Below are 20,833 nucleotides of genomic sequence, written 5' to 3'. Positions count from 1 at the left end.
GAAGACAATGCCGATTACGGTGACGACGCGCGAAGATATCAATCTCGATGCCGTTTTGCGCGTCGCCTGGAGAAACGACACGGTCGAAATCGGCGACAAGGCCTTGCAACGCATTGCCGAATGCCGCGCCTCGTTCCTGAAACTCATTGAGTCCGATCCGCCGCCGGTCATCTACGGCGTCACCACCGCCATGGGCGAGCTGGCAAGCCGCAAGCTCGAACTTGACGAGCGCGACCGCCATGCGCGCATCAAGGCTTTTGCCGCCGCCACATCCTTCGGGGAGCCGTTGCCCGAGCGCGTGGTCAGGGCGATCGTGCTGGCACGGCTGACCAATTTCATCGAAGGCAATGCCGCCACCACGCCGCGCATCGCGCTAGCCGTTGCGGCGATGCTCGACGGTGGACCGATGCCGGTGGTGTCGTCGCAGGGGCAGGGCGGCGCCGGCGAGATCCTGGCGCTCTATCCGCTGTTTGCCGCGCTTACCGCTGGCCTGGAGCTCGAAGTGAAGGAGCGGGGCTCGCTGATCAACGGCTCGCCCTGCGCTGCCGCCCTTGTGGCGGACGCAGCACTTGCCGCACGCCGTCGCGTCGCGATGGCGCACAAGGTGTTTGCGCTGTCGATCGAAGCCTTTCGTGCGCCGCTCGAGCATTATGATGCCGCGCTCGACGGGCTGTGGGGCGACGCGCACGAAGCGGCCGCCTTGCAAGGGTTGCGGCAATATCTGGTTGGCGCCGGCGACGGCCGGCGCAACTATCAGGCGCCGGTCAGCTACCGCATCGTGCCGCGCGTGCTCGGCCATGCGCATCGGGCGCTGGCCGGCGCCGAGCAGGCGGCGACCGTATCGCTGGCCTCGATCTCGGACAATCCAGTCTATATCCCGCCCGACGCGGCGCACCCGCTGGGGCGCTGCATCTCCACCGGCGGCTATCACAATGCCATGGCGACGCCGGCGCTCGACGATCTGGCGGCGATCTGGGCCGATCTCTGCCTGCTCTGCGACCGCCACGCCTCAAAGCTGCTGAACGGCAAGGTGTCGCTGCTGCCCGACCTGTTGATGACCGGGCGGCATTGGGCCGACAGCGACGGGCACGGCAATGTCGGCTATGTGCCGATGGCGATCACCGGCTATCTCGAACAGGCCAAACTCGCGGCGCAGCGCACCTTCATTCCGGGCACCGAATCGGCCGGCGCCGGCCAGGACGACGTCGCCACCACCGCATTCTTCGCCTGGACCAAGGAAGCGACGGCCGGCCGCTGCCTCGATGCGGCAATGGCGATGCTGGCGATGATCGCCTCGCAGGCCCTGTACGTGACTGAACGCGCCGCGCCGCCGGCATTGCAGGATTTTGTCGCGGATATCAGGAAGATCGTGCCGCCGGTCGACGCCGACCGGGTGCTGGGGCCGGAGCTGGCGAAATTGGCGGAGAGGTTTACCGGTCAAGTGTTTGAAGTGTAGGCCGTCGCCGCCAGTCCTCCTACGCCACGGCTTCGGAGGACACCCTTCGCTTTATCAAGCTCCTGGGTGGCCTGCCACCCGAAGCTCGATAGAGCGAAGGGTGGTGCGGATGAAGGGACTCGAACCCCCACGCCTTTCGGCACTGGAACCTAAATCCAGGGCGTCTACCAGTTCCGCCACATCCGCATTTGTCGGCAATCCCATGTAGCCATCATTCTGTCAATGTCGGGGCGAAAATGTCTGCCGTTGGGGCGGTCATTCGCTGCAACGCGAAGATGGTTGAAAATTGGCCTCGCCTGTGACAAAAGGCGTGTCAAATGTGACGGGACGCGCCGATCCGCTTCTGCAGAATGTGATAAGAAGTAGGAAAAACAAGAACTTATTCACATCTTGGAACGCAGTTTGGAACAATTTGAGCCGTAATTTCGGTCAAATCGCCAGGTTCCGTACCAAAAGCCATTCCCGGCAAGATTGTACCGGCAGGCTGTGAACGGCAAGACGCCGTGGCAGCCTCTTTGGTGAAGATAAAGGTTTTACGATGCAGGTCACCGAAACGCTCAACTCCGGTCTCAAGCGCGAGATCAAGATCACCGTGCCGGCCGGTGATATGGAAGCCAAGCTGATGGCGCGGCTGTCCGACGCCAGGAACAAGGTCCGCATCAACGGCTTCCGTCCCGGCAAGGTGCCTGTGCAGCATTTGCGCAAGGTCTACGGCAAGTCGTTCATGGCCGAAGTGGTCAACGAAATCCTCAACGATTCGACCCGTTCGATCATCACGGGGCGCGGCGAAAAGGCCGCCATGCAGCCTGAAGTGATCATGACGGAAGACGAGAAAGAGGCCGAGAAGATCCTGGCCGGCGGCGCCGACTTCGAATTCCGCCTCAACTACGAGGTCATCCCGGCGATCGAGATCAAGGATTTCTCCGACATCAAGGTGACGCGCCAGGTATTCGAAGTGCCGGACAGCGAGATCGACGAGCAGGTCCAGCGCGTTGCCGAATCGGCGCGAAGCTTCGAGCCGAAGACCGGCAAGGCCGCCGAAGGCGATCGCGTTTCGATCGACTATGTCGGCAAGATCGACGGCGAGGCCTTTTCCGGCGGCGCCGGCACCGATCAGCCGCTGGTTCTGGGGTCCAAGGAATTCATTCCGGGCTTCGAGGACCAACTGATCGGCGCCAAGGCCGGCGACGAGAAGCAGGTCACGGTCACTTTCCCGGAAAACTACCAGGCCGCGCATCTGGCCGGCAAGGAAGCCACCTTCGACGTCACCGTCAAGGAAGTGTCCAAGCCCGGCGCGCTGGAAATCAACGACGAGATGGCCAAGAACCTCGGCCTGGAATCGCTGGAGCGCCTGCGCGACGTGGTGCGCGGCCAGATCGAGAACCAGTTCGGTTCGATGACCCGCCAGAAGGTCAAGCGCCAGCTGCTCGACCAGCTTGACGCGGCCTATTCGTTCGAGGCGCCGTCGAAGCTCGTCGATGCCGAGTTCAACAACATCTGGACCCAGGTCAACCGCGATCTCGAAGCCGCCGGCCGTACCTTCGCCGACGAGGAGACGACGGAAGAAGAGGCACGCGCCGAATATCTGCGGCTTGCCGAGCGCCGCGTGCGTCTCGGCCTGGTTTTGGCCGAGATCGGCGAGAAGGCCGGCGTCACCGTTTCCGACGAGGAACTGCAGCGCGGCCTGTTCGAGCAGGTGCGCCGCTACCCGGCCAACCAGCAGCAGGAAGCCTTCGAGTTCTATCGCAGCAATCCGGAAGCCCTGAACACGCTGCGCGCGCCGATGTTCGAGGAGAAGGTCGTCGACCATCTGCTCAGCCAGATCTCGGTCACCGACGTCAAGGTCAGCAAGGAAGAGCTGATGGCTGACGACGAAGAGGGCGATACCGCCAGGGCCAAGCCGGCGAAGAAGGCCGCTGCCAAGAAGGCCGACAAGGCTGAAAAGGCCGACGACGCGGAAGAGCCGAAGAAGAAGGCAGCCCCGAAGAAGAAGGCCGCCAAGGACGCCGAATAAGCGTCTGACGACAAGATCAGAAAAGGCCGCCCTCGAGGCGGCCTTTTACGTTGTGGCGGATGTGCCTTGAGCCACCGCAGCCCACCTGAACCTTTGTACGGTCGACCTGTTCTACCTACCGGCCAGATTCTGTGGTACACAGGTGGCGCAATTCCATCTGGGGAGGAGCGGAGAATCTATTCTGCCGTGCAGGGCGCATGCTGGTGCTACCGGCATGTGCAGACCGTCTGAGGAAAATTTGACGATCAGGGAGGAATGCCATGCGCTTGGTTGCGTTTTTCGCCGTCGTTTCCGTTGCAACTTTCATCGCCAATCCATCGCGGGCACAGGACGCCGCGGCGGGCGAGAAGGTCTTCACCAAATGCAAGGTCTGCCACGTCGCAGACCAAGACACCAACAAGATAGGCCCTTCGTTGCATGGCGTTATCGGCCGGACGGCCGGCACGCATCCGGATTTTAAATATTCCGAAGCCATGATCGCGGCCGGCACATCCGGCGTCAAATGGGATGAGCCGACACTGACGACGTATCTTCACGACCCCAAGGCAATGGTCAAAGGGACGAAGATGGCGTTTCCCGGCCTCAAGAAGGACGAGGACGTCGCCAACGTCATCGCCTATCTGAAGCAATTTTCCCCGTAACCTGGCTCTTCGGCCGGCCAGAGCGTTTCACCGTTTCACGGAAACTGCGATCCGCTCGATCTCTTTGTTCTTACGCAATTCCGGGCGGAAAACCCCATACACTTTCCTGGAATTGCTCTAGGCTGCCCGGTTTCCATCGATGGTCGTCTCAAATGTCGGTCAAGGAAAGCCTCAAGGATACCGGCGTCCGCCTCTCGGAAGCGACGGCCAGTGATTTCTTTGCGCTCTTGAAGCCTCGGGTCATGGCCCTTGCCGTGTTTACCGCCTTCGTCGGTCTGATGGTGGCGCCCGGCGCGATGAACCCGGTCATCGCCGTGATCGCCATAGGTGCTATTGCGGTTGGAGCGGGAGCGGCCGGCGCGCTCAACATGTGGTACGACGCCGACATCGACGCGCTGATGTCGCGCACGTCAAAGCGGCCGGTTCCGTCGGGCCGCGTCACGGCCGGCGAAGCGCTCGGCTTCGGCCTGGTGCTTTCCGCACTTTCGGTCATGACGCTCGGCGTGCTGGTGGGCTGGCTTGCCGCGTCACTGCTGGCCTTCACCATCTTTTTCTACGTCGTCATCTATACGATGTGGCTGAAGCGCTCGACACCGCAGAACATCGTCATCGGCGGCGCGGCGGGTGCCCTTCCTCCGATGATCGGTTGGGCGGCGGCCACCGGCGCCATCGGCATTGAAAGCCTCATCCTGTTCCTGATCATTTTCCTGTGGACGCCGCCGCATTTCTGGGCGCTCGCACTGTTCAAGGCCGGCGACTATGCCGCTGCCGGCATCCCGATGATGCCGAACGTGGCCGGCCAGGCCTCGACCAGAAGGCAGATCTTCGCCTATTCACTGCTCCTGGCACCGATCGGAGTGCTGCCTTGGGCGTTCGGATTTACGAGCGGGGTCTATGGGATTGTTTCGGCTGCGTTGGGCGCGGGTTTCATCTGGCATGCCTGGAACGCCCTGGTCATCCTCAACAAGGAGATGAAGCCGGCCAAGGCGCTGTTTGCCTATTCGATCTTCTATCTTTTCGCGATCTTTGCCGTGCTGCTTGCCGATACCATCGCGATGCGCGCGTTCATGTCAGCCGGAGGGTGACGGCATGACGCTGTGTTCGGAAACTTCGCCTCCGGGAGCCTTTTGTAAGAACGGGCGACAAGCTCCAGTCAATGGAGTATATTGATTGCGGTGCAGGTCGCGGTTCGCGTGGCCAGTCATGCAGAACGGCAGCACCGTGATACCGCGACCTTGCCGGACCTGGTCTGGAGGAACGGGCATGACAAGTTTTCACGTGATTGCAGGCGCCAGCGAAACGCTGGAACACACCAAAATCCGAAAAATCAGTGTTTCCGATCTTTTCGATGCGCTCAAGCGCGGTGTTGACGATTTTATGGTCAAACCGTCGCACATCGTCTTTCTCTGCCTGATCTATCCGCTTGTCGGCGTGGTGCTCGCTGCCTGGACTTCGGGTGCCAATGCGTTGCCGATGTTGTTTCCGCTGGTGTCCGGCTTTGCGCTTATCGGTCCATTCGCGGCGATCGGCCTTTACGAGATCAGCCGCAGACGAGAAGCCGGGCTCGACACCTCCTGGACGCACGCGTTCGAGGTCAGGAATTCTCCGGCCCTGCCAGCCATCGCCGCAGTCGGGATCATGCTGGTTGCAATCTTCATCGCCTGGCTTTTGGCGGCGCAGGTGTTCTACGAATATCTCTTCGGCCCGGCTCCGCCTGCATCGATTTCGGGCTTCATCAATGAAATATTTGCCACCGGACGCGGCTGGTCTCTGATTGTCCTGGGGCACGCCATCGGCTTCGTCTTCGCCGCGGTGGTGTTGTGCACGACGGTTGTCGCCTTCCCATTGCTGCTCGACCGCGACGTCGGCGCCTACGAAGCCATCCACACGTCGGTGCGAGCGGTGCTGGCGAACCCGATCCCCATGGCTGTCTGGGGACTGATTGTCGCCGTCGCCCTGATCATAGGCTCGCTGCCGGTGTTTGCCGGGCTGGCGGTCGTGCTGCCGATCCTGGGTCACGCCACCTGGCATGTCTACCGCAAGGTTGTGGAGCCGCCATCGTCCCCGACGCGGGTAGGCCTCTGACCCTGCAGATCAGCTGATGGGAAGCTTCATCTCCGGTCTTTGACCGGAGATGAAGACTGTGCGTCAGGGCCCCGGTCCGAAGAAGGACAACCGGGTGAGAAGCGTGTAGTCCGCTTCGAAGAGCATCATCGCCACGAACACCAATATCAGAAGTGGCGGCAGGATGATCGCATAGGTCAGGGCCAGCCGCTCCCAGGCCATGTGCATGAACACGGCGACGATCAGCCCGGCCTTGAGGATCATGAAGATCAGGATCAGAGACCATCTGAGATAGCCGTGGATGCCGAGATAATCGACCATGTAGGAGCAGGCGCTGAGGATGAACAGCCATGCCCAGACCACCAGATAGAGCTTGATCGGATGTTCCTGATGAACCTCCGCGACGCCGGTCGATGGCCCTTCATGCGCATGATCAGAGTGCAGCGCGTGTTGCCCGAGGCCGTTTGCGGTTGCTTCAGCCATGTCAGCCTCTCACCAAAGATAGAAGAATGCGAAAATAAACACCCAGACCAGGTCGACGAAATGCCAGTAGAGCCCCATGATTTCGACGTTCTCGTAGCGACCCCTGCGGCTGGTGAAGAAGCCGGGACGACCGACGTCGTAGTCTCCACGCCAGACCTTTCGCGCCACGATGATGAGGAAGATCACCCCGATCGTCACATGCGTGCCGTGGAAGCCGGTGATCATGAAGAAAGTCGAGCCGAATTGTGCCGCGCCCCAGGGATTGCCCCACGGCCGTACGCCTTCGGTAATCAGCTTGGTCCATTCGAAGGCTTGCATGCCGACGAAGGTGGCTCCTAGCGCTGCCGTCAGAAGCATGAGGATTGCGGTTTTGCGGCGGTCGCGGCGATAGCCAAAATTGACCGCCATGGCCATCGTTCCGCTGCTCGATATCAGCACGAAGGTCATGATGGCGATCAGGATCAGTGGAATGTCCGAACCGCCGATGCGAAGCGCAAAGACCTCGCTCGGATTGGGCCACGGCACACGTGTGGAGACGCGCGCGGTCATGTAGGAGAGCAGGAAGCAGCCGAAGATGAAGGTGTCGCTGAGCAGGAAGATCCACATCATGGCCTTGCCCCAGGACACGTTCTTGAACGCGCGCTGATCCGAGGACCAATCGGCGGCGATCCCTTGCCAGCCTGCGGGCCGCGTCTCCGTTTGGCCGGTATGCGTCAGTGTCGTTTCTGCCATGCTCCTCGACCTCCTAGGTCAGCAACTGCCGGCAAATATCGATGAACGTCGCGGCCCAGCCGGCTAAAAGAGCGAAGATGGCGAGCCAGACGAAAAGCAGGAAATGCCAGTACATGGCGCATAATTCGACGCTGAGGCGAAGCCGTTCCGGCCGTGCCCCGTTCCAGGCGCCGGCGGTTGTCCTGCCCAGGCCCACCAGCCCTCCCACTATATGCAGGCCGTGCATCCCGGTTATCAGGTAGAAAAAACTGTTGGCCGGATTGGAGGCCAGAAAATAGCCATCGGCGGTCAGGTCCCGCCATGCCATGAGCTGCCCGATGAGGAAGGCGATCGCGGTGAGCCCAGCCGCGGCAAGGCCGAGCCTGACCGTGTCCATCTGGCGCTTGCGCGCCGCGATCGAGGCGCATTGCAGGGCAACGCTGCTCAGCACCAGCATGCCGGTGTTGAGCCAGAGCAGGCGTGGGATGGGCAGCGGCTGCCAGTCCGACAGCGCCATACGCATGAAGTAGGCGCTGGTGAACAGCGCAAACAGGCAGCCGACCACGGCGAGGAAGACACCGAGGCCAATCTTGGCGGTCGGCAGGCTCGATCGGTCGAAGGCGACAAAATCTCCTGCCACACCTTGCTCGAGCCATGGTTTCGCCATCAGCCGCTGATGCGAGAGCCACCAGCCGGCAAAGCCGGCGATCACGAGAAGGAAGACCAGGATGACGCTCATGCCGGCTCCCTGGAGGGGCCGAACGTGCCCGGCATGTTTTGCGGAATGAAGTCCTCCTTGGCGCCCGGCACGCTGTAGTCATAGGCCCAGCGATAGACAATCGGCAGATCCTTGCCGAAATTGCCATGCGCCGGTGGCGTCTGCGGCGTTTGCCATTCGAGTGTCGTGGCTCGCCATGGATTGCCACCGGCCTCGCGCCCATGGCGGATGCTCCAGATAAGATTGAACAGGAAAACGATCTGGGCGAAGCCGACGATAAACGCCATGATGCTGATGAACGAGTTCAGGTGATGCGCCGACTCCGTCATGACCGTCACGTCGCTCAGTTCGGCATAGCGCCGCGGCACGCCCATCAGGCCGATGTAATGCATGGGAAAGAAGATCAGGTAGGCGCCGAGGAATGTGACCCAGAAATGGAACCGGCCGAGCGTCTCGTCCAGCATCCGGCCGGTGACCTTCGGGTACCAGTGGTAGATCGCGCCGAAGATGACGACGATCGGAGCAACACCCATGACCATATGGAAGTGAGCGACGACGAACATCGTGTCCGACAGCGGGACGTCGACGACGACGTTGCCGAGAAACAGCCCGGTCAACCCGCCATTGACGAAGGTGACGATGAAAGCCATGGCAAACAGCATCGGTATGGTGAGATGGATGTCGCCCCGCCACAGCGTCAGCACCCAATTGTAGACCTTGATCGCCGTCGGGATGGCGATGATCAGTGTCGTGGTGGCGAAGAAGAAGCCGAAATAGGGGTGCATGCCGCTGACATACATGTGGTGCGCCCAGACCACGAAGCTCAGCGCGCCGATGCCAACGATGGCCCAGACCATCATTCGGTAGCCAAAAATGTTCTTGCGCGCATGCGTGCTGATCAGATCGGAGACGATGCCGAAGGCCGGCAGCGCCACGATGTAGACTTCCGGGTGGCCGAAGAACCAGAACAGATGCTGGAACAGGATCGGGCTGCCGCCATTGTGCTGTAGCTGTTCCCCCATCTCGACAACTGCGGGCATGAAGAAGGAGGTTCCAAGCGCGCGGTCAAGCAGCATCATCACGCAGGCGACGAACAGCGCCGGAAAGGCGAGCAGCGCCATGACGGTGGCGGTGAAGATGCCCCAGACGGTCAGCGGCAGGCGCATCATCGTCATGCCACGCGTGCGGGCCTGCAGCACCGTCACGACATAGTTCAGACCGCCCATGGTGAAGCCGATGATGAACAGGATCAGCGAGACCAGCATCAGGATGATGCCCCATTCCTGGCCGCCAGGTGTGCCGGTCATGATGGCTTGCGGCGGATAGAGCGTCCAGCCGGCGCCGGTCGGTCCGCCGGGCGCAAAGAAGCTCGACACCAGCACCAGCACGGCAAGGAGGTAGATCCAGTAGCTCAGCATGTTGACATAGGGAAAGACCATGTCGCGGGCGCCGACCATCAGCGGGATCAGGTAGTTGCCGAAGCCGCCGAGGAAGAGTGCCGTGAGCAGGTAGATTACCATGATCATGCCGTGCATGGTGATGAACTGGTAGTAGGCCTCGGGGGTGATGAAATCGAACGTGCCGGGGAAGCCGAGCTGCAGCCGCATCAGCCAGGACAGCACCAGCGCGACCAGGCCGATGGCCGTTGCGGTCGCCGAATACTGGATGGCGATGACCTTGGCGTCCTGCGAGAAGACATACTTCGTCCACCAGCTGTGCGGATGGTAAAGCTCCATTTCCGCGACTTCGGCGGGCGGGACGGCATCTGCAGGCGTGATATCGACCATAGGCGGAGCACCTCCGTGCCCTTCAGCGGGACCCGACAGTTTCGAGTTTTGCCGCAACTTCTAGAGCTGACGCCGTCGCGTTGCCCGGCGCCTGTTCCACCGAGCCCGTCTGCTGCGGCGCCGACAATTGCGCGAACGTCTGCTGCTGGTCGAGCCAGGCCACATAGTCCTGCTCGGTATCGACCATGACGATGCCATGCATCATCGGATGCCCCTGGCCGCACAGTTCGGCGCACAAAACCTGGAAGGTTCCGGTCTTGGTGGGGGTGAACCAGAAATAGGTGACCGAGCCCGGTATCATGTCCATCTTGGCGCGGAATTCCGGAACGTAGAAATCGTGCAACACATCGATCGAGCGCAGCAGCATCTTGACCGGCTTGCCGACCGGCAGATGCAGGTCGGCCGCTTCGACCACGACGTCGTCCTGGCCGCTGGGATCCTTGGCGATCACGCCCAGCGGATTTTCAGCGGTGACGTCGCGGGTGTCGGATGTGCCGAGTTTGCCGTCCTTGCCGGGCAGGCGGAAGCTCCACTGCCATTGCTGGCCGACGACTTCGACCACGGTTGCGTCGCTTGGAACGTTGACGAACCGGCTCCAGACAAACAGGCCGGGAACCAGCATGGCGGTAACACCCACTCCGGTGACAATCGTCAGCCACCATTCGAGCCGCTTGTTCTCCGGTTCGTAGGCCGCCTGGTTGCCTTCGCGGTGACGGAAGCGGAAAACGCAATAGGCCATGAATAGGACGACTGCGGCGAAGACGACGCCGGTAATCCAAAAGGTGATGATGATGGTGTTGTCGATATAGTCCCAATTCGAGGCAATCGGAGTCCACCACCATGGGCTCAGGAAGTGGAACAACACCGAGCCCACGACGATCAAAACGAGTACAACCACTATGGGCATGTCCCGTTCCTCCCGGTATTTCAGGGGGCGCGAAGCCGTCCCGGGAAAATACCAAGTGCATCATGCGTGATTTGCGATCGAAATTCTAGAGCCGGTTGTGGAAGGAGCGAAAAATTGCTTCTGCGGCGCCCGGACCTTGCTTCGTTGGTGACGCCGGAGCGACACCTGACCCCCCAAATCAGGGAGGGCAGGGGCTGGTTTGATTCGGCTTGCCTTGTTCCAGCGGGATCAAAGCGCCTTGATGATGATGCACCCGGCCAAAAGCAGCACGACGCCGGCGAGCCGCATGCCGGAGACAAGCCGCTGCGGCAGGCGGAACCAGCCGAAGGTGTCGACGAAGATGCCGGCGACCTGCTGGCCGGCCACCGTCAGGCTGACGGCAGCTGCCGCTCCGATGACGGGGATGGCGGTGAACACGGTCGTGACATAGGTGGCGCCGGCAAAACCTCCGAGCCAGCCCCACCAGGGCATCGACGACAGGCCGGCGAGGCGAGGGCGGGGCGTCTTCGTCAGGGCAAGCGCGATCAGAAGCACCGCGGCCATGGCCAGCATCGCCACCAGGAACGAGATGGTGCCGACCGCAAACGGCGCGCCGCCAAGGTCGTGCCGAAGCAAGGCGTTTACAGCGCCTTGCACCGGAAGCACGGCGCCTGCCAGCAGCGCCAGTCCGATCCACCCTGGTCTTGAGGATGCGGTATTGTCGGCCGCGCCCTTCTGTCCCAGAACGATGAGGGCAGCCCCGGCAAGCAAGACGAGCATGCCGAAGGCAGGCCCGGCTCGCAGTCCGGCTTCGGGGATCCCGAGCCAGCCGAACGTGTCGAGGGCGATGGATGCAAGCATCTGCCCAGCGATGAAGAGCCCGACGGACACGACGGCGCCAAGGCGAGGGAACAGAAGAATGGTCGAAACGACGTAGAAGGCCGAAGCCATGCCGCCGATCGCATGCCACCATTCGGCTTGCCGAACGGCAAGCAGAGCCGGTGTCGTTCCGGTGAGGGCCGTGATCGACAACAGCACGATGGCGCCGACCGCGAGCTGAAGCGTGGTCGCGGCAAAGGGTGAGCCGACCGCCTTTGAAAGTTGGGCGTTGGCGCCAGCCTGCACTGCGAGCAGGCCACCGGCGACAAGCGCCAGAGGGATGAAGAGGATTTCCACGATCGTATTCCTTGAATGCGGGGTGCGGCTGCTAGGGCATGATCCCAAAAAGTGGGTGCCGGTTTTTGGAAAAGATCATGCTCCAACAAAGGGTTAGATCATGATGAGATTTCAACCAAATCTCATCATGATCTAAGCGGCAGCCGATGCTTCGGGCAGGGCGGGAACGGCAATGCCTCTGACAACTGCGGAGCGTCGGCCTATGGCCGCATACCAACGCGCCAGGTCTGGCGCGTCATCGAGGCTGAGGCCGAGCCTGGTGACGGCCGCGTCGATCCATGGCCATGTCATCACATCGGCGATGCCGTAGCTTTTGCCGACAATGTGCTCATGGTGCTTTAGCCGGCTATCGAGAACGCGGAAGACACGTCCGGTTTCGCGCTCAAAACGCTCGATCACGTAAGGGATTCTTTCCGGCGCGAAGATTTTGTAATTCCACAATTGGCCAAGCGTCGGGCCGACATGGGCCGCCTGGAACAAGGTCCAGGTCAGCGTATCGTCCGCCTCCTGCGCGCCCACCGGCTGAAGCTTGCCCGACCGTCGCGCCAGGTAGTGTAGGATGGCGCCGGATTCGAAGACCGTGCGGCCGGCGTCCCGGTCGACGATCACCGGGATCTTGTTGTTGGGATTGAGCGCCAGGAAATCAGGCTTGGTCTGGTCGCCCCTTTCGATGTCGACCAAGCGGACCGAGTAGGGCAGGCCGACCTCTTCCAGCATGATCGAGGCCTTGTGCCCGTTGGGTGTCTGGCAGGTGTAGAGTTCTATCGGCGTCATGGCTCTTCTCCGCGACTGTTTCTTTTGTCGTCGGACTCCATATGGCGTGCGTGCATGCGCAGATCGACATGCCGATTCGCCCGCTTGCTCTGCGTTTTTGCACAGCGAAGCGTCATTTTGACTCGCGGAGCGCAGCGCTTTCTTTTATCTTTCTGCAAGAATGCACAGCTCACGCGATATCGACTGGGAAGATCTGCGCATGGTGCTGGCCGTCGCCGATGGCGCTTCGCTGGCGGCGGCGGCTCGGATCCTGGGCGTGAACCACACGACTGTGCTGCGGCGCGTCAACGCCTTCGAGGCGCGGCTGGGTATCCGCCTTTTCGATCGGCTGCCGACTGGCTATGCCCTCACCGCGGGCGGCGAGGAACTGCTGGGCGCGGCACGCACAATGGCCGAGACGGTCAATGAACTGGCGCGCAAACTGTCGGGGCAGGATCTCAGGTTCGAAGGCAGGTTGCGGGTCACCACCACCGATACGCTGATGGCGTCGGTGCTGCCGCCGATCCTGGCGGCGTTTCATAAGCTCCATCCCGGCATACGGGTCGAGGCGATGACGCAGAATTCCATCGCCAACCTGACGCAAAGGGATGCAGACGTGGCGATCAGGCCGGTGTCGCAACCGCAGGAAATCCTGGTCGGCCGGCGCATTTCGGGCGTCGCCTTCGCCGCCTACGCGACACGTTCCTATGCCGAAACGCTACCCCCGGAGCCGAGATTGGGTGCGCTGCGCTGGATCGCGCCCGACGACAGCCTGGCCAACACCGGCGTCGCCCGCTGGATGCGGTCGTCGCTGCCCGATGTCGAGATCGCCATGCGCGCCGATTCCCTGGTGACGATGTCGCATGCGGCGGGCGCCGGAATCGGGGTTGCGGCGCTGCCCTGTTATCTCGGCGACAGCCTGCCCGGGCTTGTAAGGGTCGGAGGGCTGATCGAGGAGATCGGCTCGGCGCTGTGGGTGCTGGTGCACGACGATTTGCGCCGCACGGCGCGCGTCCACGCCTTCACCAAATTCGTCTCCGGCGAATTGCAGCAGCGGCGCGACCTTCTTGAGGGCAGGCTCGGCGCCGGAGCTTGAGACGCACGCCAGCTGACGCTGGGGTTCAACTCCGCAACAGGTTCCCAAGCTCGGCAACCGTCATCACGCGCCCGAACACCTTGCCTATGATGTCGAGGGTTGCATTGTGCGATGCCTCGTCCAGTCCGCCATTGGCGTCGCTGATGAAACCACCTTGTAGTCGCGCATGAAGGCGCTCCGCGCGGTGGATTCGCAGCAGATGCTGGTCACGGTGCCGATGATGATCACCGTGTCGACCCGGCCTGCGCCACGGATGTTGCGCAACACGGTCTCGAGCTGCGTGTTGTGGAAGGCATCGTAGCGGTGCTTCTTGATGACGACATCCCCAGGCAAGGGCGCAAGCGCGGCGACGATTTCGGCGCCGGCGCTGCCTTCCCGCATTCCTTTGGTTTTCAGCTTCGGCTGATAGCCGGTTTCCAGCGGCGAGATATCGAAATGGTCGCTGAGCACATGCTGGGTGTAGATAACCGGGACGCCTTGCGCGCGGCAAAGCTCGACCACCTGCCGCATCGCCGGAATGCGATGGCGGGCAATGGCCACTTCCATGACGGCGCCCTCATCGACAAAGTCGCTTTGCATGTCGATGACCAGAAGGGCTGCGCGTTGCTTGTCGAACGGCCATGGTTCGTCGCCGGGCTGGGGCATTGCGTGTTTCCTGTTTCCGACGTTGATCAGGTGAGCAGCAGGCTCTTCATCGAGACATCGCAATTCCTGCCGATGACGATGTGATCGTGGATGGATGGAGAGATCAAGGTCGTGGCAATCTCGCAGCGAGCTCCGGGATTGGTTTGGGCGACTTGACGCGTCCTCGCTTGGCCTACGGGTCGATGACCGCGATCGCATCGATCTCTATCAGGTAGCCGGGAGACATCACCGCTATCCCGACCACTACGTTTGCTGGCTTGTGATCGCCGAACAGCTCGACCTGGGCCGCTTCGATGATCGGCACGTGTTCGTCGCGTTTGTAATCGACGATGTAGATCGTGATCTTGCAGACTTGCTCGGGCCGAGCGCCGGCGGCAGCAAGCGCTCGGCTGAGATTCCCGAACGCCAGGCGCGCCTGGACTGCGAAATCACCATGGCCAACGAGCTTGCCGTGTATGTCTTCTGGCTGCTGGCCCGAGACGAACACCAGCTTGCTTCCTGTCGCAACGACGACCTGGGAGTACATTTCCGGAATCGGCAGATCATTTGGATTTATGCATTCGAGCGTCATTGAATAGATCTCCTGCAATGGCTGACGGGAACTGGCTGCTTCGTATTCGCGAGTCTACGACATTGTCGCCGAAGCGGGCGCTTCCGTCGCATCATCACTTCTACACCGCAAGCGTGGGCGTTTGAGCCAAGCCGGAATGTTGCTGATTGGCTCGCGAGCGGTGGCGTTTGGGATGACGGCACCGGCGCCCATCAGGCTCAGATCAGCAGCAGGCCCTTCATCGAGGCGTTGCCTTTCTTGCCGATGATGATGTGGTCGTGGACGGCGATGCCGAGCGGCTTGGCGCTGTCGATGATCTGCTTGGTCATTTCGATGTCCGCACGCGATGGTGTCGGATCGCCGGAAGGGTGGTTATGCACCAGGATGACGGCGCTGGCCGACAGTTCCAGCGCGCGCTTGATCACTTCGCGCGGATAGACCGGCGTGTGGTCCACGGTGCCGACCTGCTGCACCTCGTCGGCGATCAGCACGTTCTTCTTGTCGAGGAACAGGATGCGGAAATGTTCGCGGTTCTCGAACGCCATCGCCGAGCGGCAGTACGCAAGAAGCTGCGTCCAGTTGGACAGCACCTCGCGGTCGCGAACCTCGGTCCGCGCCATGCGCTGCGCGGCAGCGGCAATCACCTTCAGGTCGACCGCCACGGCGGGGCCGATGCCCTTCACCTCCTGCAGCAGCGCCACCGGTGCGCCAAGCACTTCGCCAAAAGTGCCGAAGCGCGCCAAAAGCGCCTTGGCGATCGGCTTGGTGTCGACGCGCGGGATCAGGCGAAACAGCAGCAGTTCGAGAAGTTCGTAGTCGGGCAGGGCGTCCGCGCCGCCGGCAACGAAGCGCTCGCGCAAGCGGTCGCGATGGCCGTGATAGTGTGGCTTGTCCGTCGATTTGTCTCTTGGTGCCTTGTCCTTCGCCGGTGGTTCAAGCCACCGCTCGGAGAAGAACCCCCGTTCGTCGTCACCGCTGTTCCCCATCGACCCCCCACACTCCCCGAAGGCTTCGACGGCAGATTAGAGCGGTAAGCAGCGCGCGGTCGAGTTTTTTCGGCGACGGCGCCTCAAAGCCGCGGCTTGAGGCGATCTTGTTTTCAGCTGACCGGCGGCAGGCCGGGGCGGTCGAGCTTGTTTGGCGACAGGGTGAAAATCTCGCAGCCAATTTCGGTGACGCCGATCGTGTGTTCGTACTGCGCCGACAGCGAGCGGTCGCGCGTCACCGCCGTCCAGCCGTCCGACAGCACTTTCACATGCGGCCGGCCAAGATTGATCATGGGCTCGATGGTGAAGATCATGCCCGGCCGCATCTCGACGCCTTCCGAGGCGGTGCCATAGTGCAGGATGTTGGGTGCGTCGTGGAACAGCTGGCCAACGCCGTGGCCGCAGAAATCGCGCACCACCGAGCAGCGCTCTGCCTCGGCATAGGTCTGGATGGCGGCGCCGATGGCGCCGGTGCGGGCGCCGGGCCGGACCGCCGCGATTCCGCGCATCAGGCACTCATGAGTGACTTCAAGCAGGCGTTCGGCGGCGCGCTTGATGGTGCCGACGGGATACATGCGCGAGGAATCGCCGTGCCAGCCGTCGAGGATGTAGGTGACGTCGATGTTGACGATGTCGCCATCCTTCAACGGCTTGTTGTCTGGAATGCCGTGGCAGACGACGTGGTTGATCGAGGTGCAGGACGATTTGGTGTAGCCGCGGTAGTTGAGCGTCGCCGGTAGCGCGCCTTGGTCCATGCCGAATTCGAAGACGAAACGGTCGATGGTCTCGGTGGTGACACCCGGCTGGACCATCGGCACCAGTTCATCAAGGCAGCGCGCGGTGAGATCGCAGGCCTTGCGCATGCCGGCAAATCCTTCTTCGCCGTAGAGGCGGATCTGGCCGGTGTTCCTGAGGGGTGCCGTGGCGGCGTCGAGATAGGTTACCATAGTGTCCGTTTGCCTGTAAGCGGGCGGCGCATATCAGCCCGTTAGAAAATTTCCTCAGATTTGGCACTGCAAGCCGCAAGGTTCAAGGAAGAACTGCCGGCAATGGACTGATACTGGCGATATTCCTGGCTTGCGCGACCGCTCAGATGACATCCAGGTGCGCGATCTCCTCCGAATGCCGAGATCGCACTGACGACACATTTTCGCGCAAAAGCAGCCAAAGCAACTTTTGACGACGAACGGCGTTGCTGTGGTCGACGCCAGTTCGGGAGATATAGAATGGACAGATTGCAATTCGAGGTGCCGGTGCGCATCGCGCCCGCGCCCGGGCTGCCGGTAGAGGAAATATACAGCGTCGAACAGGCGCTGGATATCCTGCATGACTGGCCAAGGAAGCGACAGGGCAAGGTCTATGAAGCGGCGTTCAATGCCTGCTTCGGGGCCACGGTGGATGTGGTCAGGACTGAGGACGCCTGGCGCGCCTTCATGGCGTTTTGCCGGGTCAGTGGCCTGCTGGCCAGGGATATGATGGTTACGGCCAAGCGCGCCGGCGAGGCGAGGGGCCTGAGGGTCTAGAGTTCTGCTTGGCCTGGAGGCCGGCCAACCGACTCGTTCCAATCGGCGCGGACTCCGCGGCGTTAAGGTTCCGTTTCCGACTTCACAGCTAGGCATGAGCCATAGAGCAGCGTCTGATTCGTTGCGTCGGTTTCATGGTGCAGAACATGTCTTCAGCCAATGTGCGTACCTTCCCGCTAGATCGGCAGACCGTGCTGGTGCGCGAGGTCGCCGCAAGGCTGGGCAGACTGCACGGCGACACGGCCACGTCGTTCTGGAAGGCCACGGCGCGCGAACTCCTCGACAAGGCGGTCGCGGCCGGCTGCGATGCGGCTTCGGCGGCCAACGATGTCCGCCGGTTTTTTGCCGCGGTCCAGGACGAGATGCATTTCAAGGCGGACGATGCCGCACCGGGGCAGCGCCGGACGCGCACCCGCCCCTAGCCTCATACAGAGCACACACGCGCTCGTCATTGTGTGGCCAACCGTGGACCGGTCTTGGCGTCGACGAATCTCGGGCCTTGCGCTGTCGATCGTGCCGTCCCAGCCACGGCGAGCGCCTTGTTGAACGCGAGACAGGCGATGAAATACTGGTCGCGCTCGGCCCTGGCGACGTCGGTCATCGCCAAGGAAATCGTCGAGCGCTATGGCGGGACTATCATGCCGGAGACCTGCCTGACGGATGGCTTTTGCAGATGGTGGGATCGACGCGGTTTAGCGCAAGGCGTCGGCCTCTCGGCGATCCCTGTGCCGACCCGATCCGAATCGGCTATGCCTGCGCGATGCAGGAAACGTCTCTCTACATCCCGGTGAAGCGGTTTCTCGAGAGCCTGGAATTCACGGTCAAGGGCGAAGTCGGGCACTGCGATATCGTGGCGGTGCGCGACGGCGAGCCGCCTGTGCTGGTCATCTGCGAACTGAAATTGCAGTTCAACCTCGAACTGGTGCTGCAAGGTGTCGATCGCGCCGCGGCATGCGACGAAGTGTGGCTGGCCGCGCGCATGTCGGCGCGTGGCAAGGGCCGCGAGCACGACCGCCGTTTTCGCGCGCTGTGCCGGCGGCTCGGCTTCGGGCTTCTGGCTGTCAGCGGCAAGGGGGAGGTCGAAGTGCTGCTCAGCCCGGCGGCTCTGCCGCCGCGTCGCGATCCGAAGCGGCGCTCCCGACTGATGGAGGAACACCGTCGCCGGCGCGGCGATCCGGTGGTCGGCGGTGGTTCGCGCGCCCCGATCATGACCGTCTACCGGCAGGATGCGCTGGCCTGCGCCGCAGCCATGACCGACGGGCCGAAACGCCCGCGCGATCTGAAAGCGATTTCGCCGCGCGCGCCCAGCATCCTATTGGACAATGTCTATGGCTGGTTCGCCAGGGCCGAGCGCGGCGTCTACGCGCTGACCGAGGGTGGTCACGCGGCGTTACAGCGCTGGCCGCAGGTAGCGCACGACCAGGGGTGAGTGGCCGGAGATTGCCGCGAGCAGGCGCCGAGGGAAACCTCGGCACGGCAGCCGCTGTTCGCCGTTTCAACCGATTCGCCGCGCCACCGTTCCAGCCGCTGCTAGTTCGGCGGCTGCCGCGAGGCTTATTGTTTTCCTGAAAGATCTGGTACGCCCAAGGGGAATCGAACCCCTGTTACCGCCGTGAAAGGGCGGTGTCCTAACCGCTAGACGATGGGCGCGCTCAGACGAAGCGGCTTATAATTGCGTTGTTGCCAACCGGCAACCCATCAGCCGCCAGATGCGGAAACTTTTTTCAAGAGGGGCGAAAACGGCCAGTTTGGTGAGCAAGCGCAGGTTTTCTGGCCTCGCGTCGTTGCACATCTTTGGACGAATGCGCCGCGCAGTCGTCATCCTCGCGTCTGCGCTGCGTCGCTGCGGTCCTTGCTTCGCCATAGGATGACGAAGTCGCGGGTGCCTCGGCTAATCTCGAACGTCGCTGATAGCTAATCGGAAAAAACGGCGGGCTGCTAACAGCCCCTCGGCCCGTTTGCCGAATGGGGATGCTACCCCCGCCGGCGGCAGCGCCAGTTCCAGTCGCGCTCGGGGCCGACGTCGACGTGAACGGATTCGGTATGGCAGTAGGTGCCGACGCCGCCGCGGCCGGGCATGGTTCGGATGTAGCTCGCCAGTTCCCATTTGGAGACGCCGGGAACCTGGATGTCGGCGGCGGCGCAATACATGTGCAGCGAATTCTTGGCGCCGTTGGCGCGCCGGTTGCGTGCCGGGTCGCGGTAGCCTGATGTGACCATCATCTTGCGGCCGTAATGGCCTTCGATGGTCTTCAGCACACGCACCAGCGACGGCTTCAGGCAGGCGACGTCGACGCTCTCGTTTTGCTTCAACAGGCCGTTGGGCGCCAGCCGGGCGAGGCCGGCGGCGGAAGCCACCTGATAGGCGCCGCCCGAACCCTCGTCCTCGTTCAGATCGACGTCGCTTTCGTCGTCGAGGCCGGATTTGCGCTTGATCTCGAACAACGCCGTCTGGCGCACGCCGGGCAAGGCATCGCTGCCGGTGATGTGGTTGCTCTCGTTGCCAAGCGAGGCAAGCTGCAAGGGCTTGTCGGCCGAACTGGCTGAGGCCAACGTGATGATCGGCTTTGCCGGGGCGGCCTTCTGGGCAGCAACCGCAGGCTGTTCGCCCGAGCGCGAGTTGACCAGCGGAGCAGGTGCCGCCGAGGTTGGCGTGGTGCTGAACAGTGAGGCCAGGAAGCCCTTCTTCGGCGTGTCGATCTGCTGGGGCGCGGCGGTCACGTAGACCTCGCCGGGCGCGGGTGCCGCGGCAGTCGGTTTCGGTGCGATCACGCCGGCATCGGCGGCGGCGATCTTCTGCGCCACGGCGTCCGTTGCGGCCGCGGTCTGTGCTGACTGCTGCAGCGACTGCGGCGTCTGGCCGACAATGGTTTCGGAGCCGGCGGGAACATTGACCGGGAAGCCGGTGCCGGGCTTGGCCACCGGCACATAGGCGACCTGCTCGGGCAGTGTCGCATCGCCCGCTGCCGTCATCATCATCTGCGGCCCGGTGGATGTGACCTGCACGGTCGAATCGCCCGGCGCCGCAGGGCTGGCGCCGGAAGCCGCGGCGATGTCAGAAGCGGTCGCGTTGTAGCCAGGCATGCCGACGGACATTGTGGGGTCGCTGGCGGAGGTGCAGGACGCCAGAAGCACGGAGAAAAGCGCTGCCGCTATAGTGCGACCTTCTCTCCCCGCGAGACGCGATCCTACTGATTTCAAAACTAAATTCCCCCTCGGTGTCCGGTCGGCCTGCTATTGGTGCGGCGTCGAAACGTTCACATCCAATAACCTTGTGTTCCCAAACCGGAAACGAGACTTGTGTCAATTCTGCAAGCCTCTGAATTATTTGCTCGTTGGAGGCC

General features: G+C 62.3%; 22 protein-coding genes and 2 tRNA genes. 9 read left to right on the top strand and 15 right to left on the bottom strand.

Annotation, left to right across the window (positions count from 1 at the left end):
* Positions 1-7 precede the first annotated feature (7 nt).
* On the top strand, positions 8-1,456 hold the full coding sequence (locus NKJ57_RS14720; RefSeq protein WP_352511703.1) for an aromatic amino acid lyase: 1,449 nt from the start codon (positions 8-10) through the stop codon (positions 1,454-1,456).
* A 101-nt stretch (positions 1,457-1,557) separates the two neighbouring features.
* Here the strand turns inward: NKJ57_RS14720 and NKJ57_RS14715 are convergent.
* Positions 1,558-1,642 (bottom strand) — tRNA-Leu (locus NKJ57_RS14715).
* Positions 1,643-1,994: 352 nt separating this feature from the next.
* On the opposite strand from NKJ57_RS14715, the gene tig reads away from it, so the two are divergent.
* The 4 genes from tig to NKJ57_RS14695 all read left to right on the top strand — a co-directional run bounded on the left by tig (position 1,995) and on the right by NKJ57_RS14695 (position 6,196).
* Positions 1,995-3,470, top strand: coding sequence for a trigger factor (gene tig, locus NKJ57_RS14710; protein WP_352511702.1), 1,476 nt, complete (start codon positions 1,995-1,997; stop codon positions 3,468-3,470).
* A 260-nt stretch (positions 3,471-3,730) separates the two neighbouring features.
* Entirely contained in the window at positions 3,731-4,111 is a 381-nt protein-coding gene (locus NKJ57_RS14705; protein WP_023667668.1) for a c-type cytochrome, read from the top strand.
* Between the two features lie 152 nt (positions 4,112-4,263).
* Positions 4,264-5,196 (top strand): heme o synthase, encoded by a 933-nt coding sequence (locus tag NKJ57_RS14700; RefSeq protein WP_352511701.1) that lies wholly within the window; start codon positions 4,264-4,266, stop codon positions 5,194-5,196.
* A 178-nt stretch (positions 5,197-5,374) separates the two neighbouring features.
* The gene (locus tag NKJ57_RS14695; protein WP_023691119.1) at positions 5,375-6,196 is read left to right on the top strand and encodes a DUF2189 domain-containing protein; all 822 of its coding nucleotides are present in this window, start codon (positions 5,375-5,377) and stop codon (positions 6,194-6,196) included.
* Positions 6,197-6,259: 63 nt separating this feature from the next.
* Here NKJ57_RS14695 and NKJ57_RS14690 read toward each other — a convergent pair whose 3' ends face one another.
* From NKJ57_RS14690 to NKJ57_RS14660, 7 genes are all read right to left on the bottom strand, one after another.
* Positions 6,260-6,658, bottom strand: coding sequence for a cytochrome C oxidase subunit IV family protein (locus NKJ57_RS14690; protein WP_023667665.1), 399 nt, complete (start codon positions 6,656-6,658; stop codon positions 6,260-6,262).
* 9 nt (positions 6,659-6,667) lie between these two features.
* Positions 6,668-7,390: a heme-copper oxidase subunit III family protein gene (locus tag NKJ57_RS14685; protein ID WP_023667664.1), complete on the bottom strand. Its 723-nt coding sequence runs from the start codon at positions 7,388-7,390 to the stop codon at positions 6,668-6,670.
* A 13-nt stretch (positions 7,391-7,403) separates the two neighbouring features.
* On the bottom strand, positions 7,404-8,108 hold the full coding sequence (locus tag NKJ57_RS14680) for a cytochrome c oxidase subunit 3 (RefSeq protein WP_023688233.1): 705 nt from the start codon (positions 8,106-8,108) through the stop codon (positions 7,404-7,406).
* The gene (gene ctaD, locus NKJ57_RS14675) at positions 8,105-9,874 is read right to left on the bottom strand and encodes a cytochrome c oxidase subunit I (protein ID WP_352511700.1); all 1,770 of its coding nucleotides are present in this window, start codon (positions 9,872-9,874) and stop codon (positions 8,105-8,107) included. The genes NKJ57_RS14680 and ctaD overlap by 4 nt, the downstream gene beginning before the upstream one ends.
* A 22-nt stretch (positions 9,875-9,896) precedes the next feature.
* Positions 9,897-10,781, bottom strand: coding sequence for a cytochrome c oxidase subunit II (locus NKJ57_RS14670; RefSeq protein ID WP_023667661.1), 885 nt, complete (start codon positions 10,779-10,781; stop codon positions 9,897-9,899).
* 228 nt (positions 10,782-11,009) lie between these two features.
* The gene (locus NKJ57_RS14665; protein WP_352511698.1) at positions 11,010-11,936 is read right to left on the bottom strand and encodes a DMT family transporter; all 927 of its coding nucleotides are present in this window, start codon (positions 11,934-11,936) and stop codon (positions 11,010-11,012) included.
* A gap of 132 nt (positions 11,937-12,068) precedes the next feature.
* Positions 12,069-12,710, bottom strand: coding sequence for a glutathione S-transferase family protein (locus NKJ57_RS14660; RefSeq protein WP_352511697.1), 642 nt, complete (start codon positions 12,708-12,710; stop codon positions 12,069-12,071).
* Between the two features lie 160 nt (positions 12,711-12,870).
* Between NKJ57_RS14660 and NKJ57_RS14655 the strand changes: the two genes are divergently transcribed.
* Positions 12,871-13,785: a LysR family transcriptional regulator gene (locus tag NKJ57_RS14655; protein WP_023667658.1), complete on the top strand. Its 915-nt coding sequence runs from the start codon at positions 12,871-12,873 to the stop codon at positions 13,783-13,785.
* An 84-nt stretch (positions 13,786-13,869) separates the two neighbouring features.
* Here the strand turns inward: NKJ57_RS14655 and NKJ57_RS14650 are convergent, their stop codons facing one another.
* From NKJ57_RS14650 to map, 4 genes are all read right to left on the bottom strand, one after another.
* Positions 13,870-14,430 (bottom strand): isochorismatase family protein, encoded by a 561-nt coding sequence (locus NKJ57_RS14650; protein ID WP_352511696.1) that lies wholly within the window; start codon positions 14,428-14,430, stop codon positions 13,870-13,872.
* A gap of 172 nt (positions 14,431-14,602) precedes the next feature.
* A complete protein-coding gene (locus tag NKJ57_RS14645; RefSeq protein ID WP_352511694.1) occupies positions 14,603-15,001 on the bottom strand; it encodes a RidA family protein in 399 nt (132 codons plus the stop codon).
* A 197-nt stretch (positions 15,002-15,198) separates the two neighbouring features.
* On the bottom strand, positions 15,199-15,966 hold the full coding sequence (gene radC, locus NKJ57_RS14640; protein WP_023705983.1) for a RadC family protein: 768 nt from the start codon (positions 15,964-15,966) through the stop codon (positions 15,199-15,201).
* 113 nt (positions 15,967-16,079) lie between these two features.
* Positions 16,080-16,913 (bottom strand): type I methionyl aminopeptidase, encoded by an 834-nt coding sequence (gene map / locus NKJ57_RS14635; protein WP_352511693.1) that lies wholly within the window; start codon positions 16,911-16,913, stop codon positions 16,080-16,082.
* Positions 16,914-17,192: 279 nt separating this feature from the next.
* Here map and NKJ57_RS14630 point away from each other — a divergent pair, with 279 nt between their 5' ends.
* The gene (locus NKJ57_RS14630) at positions 17,193-17,489 is read left to right on the top strand and encodes a DUF982 domain-containing protein (RefSeq protein WP_023681622.1); all 297 of its coding nucleotides are present in this window, start codon (positions 17,193-17,195) and stop codon (positions 17,487-17,489) included.
* Positions 17,490-17,635: 146 nt separating this feature from the next.
* The gene (locus NKJ57_RS14625; RefSeq protein WP_023681621.1) at positions 17,636-17,911 is read left to right on the top strand and encodes a DUF6074 family protein; all 276 of its coding nucleotides are present in this window, start codon (positions 17,636-17,638) and stop codon (positions 17,909-17,911) included.
* A 26-nt stretch (positions 17,912-17,937) separates the two neighbouring features.
* Here the strand turns inward: NKJ57_RS14625 and NKJ57_RS14620 are convergent, their stop codons facing one another.
* Positions 17,938-18,090: a hypothetical protein gene (locus NKJ57_RS14620; RefSeq protein WP_023681620.1), complete on the bottom strand. Its 153-nt coding sequence runs from the start codon at positions 18,088-18,090 to the stop codon at positions 17,938-17,940.
* A gap of 159 nt (positions 18,091-18,249) precedes the next feature.
* On the opposite strand from NKJ57_RS14620, the gene NKJ57_RS14615 reads away from it, so the two are divergent.
* A complete protein-coding gene (locus NKJ57_RS14615; protein ID WP_023714255.1) occupies positions 18,250-18,918 on the top strand; it encodes a DUF2161 domain-containing phosphodiesterase in 669 nt (222 codons plus the stop codon).
* 146 nt (positions 18,919-19,064) lie between these two features.
* Here NKJ57_RS14615 and NKJ57_RS14610 read toward each other — a convergent pair.
* Both NKJ57_RS14610 and NKJ57_RS14605 read right to left on the bottom strand, forming a co-directional pair.
* Positions 19,065-19,139, bottom strand: a tRNA-Glu gene (locus tag NKJ57_RS14610).
* Positions 19,140-19,463: 324 nt separating this feature from the next.
* A complete protein-coding gene (locus NKJ57_RS14605; protein ID WP_023681618.1) occupies positions 19,464-20,585 on the bottom strand; it encodes a YcbK family protein in 1,122 nt (373 codons plus the stop codon).
* Positions 20,586-20,833: the final 248 nt, after the last annotated feature.

Origin of the sequence: Mesorhizobium sp. M0077 (assembly GCF_040322955.1) — a bacterium.
Lineage (GTDB): Bacteria > Pseudomonadota > Alphaproteobacteria > Rhizobiales > Rhizobiaceae > Mesorhizobium.
The sequence above is the reverse complement of the archived record's forward strand: the minus strand, read 5'-3'. Positions and strand labels throughout refer to the sequence as shown.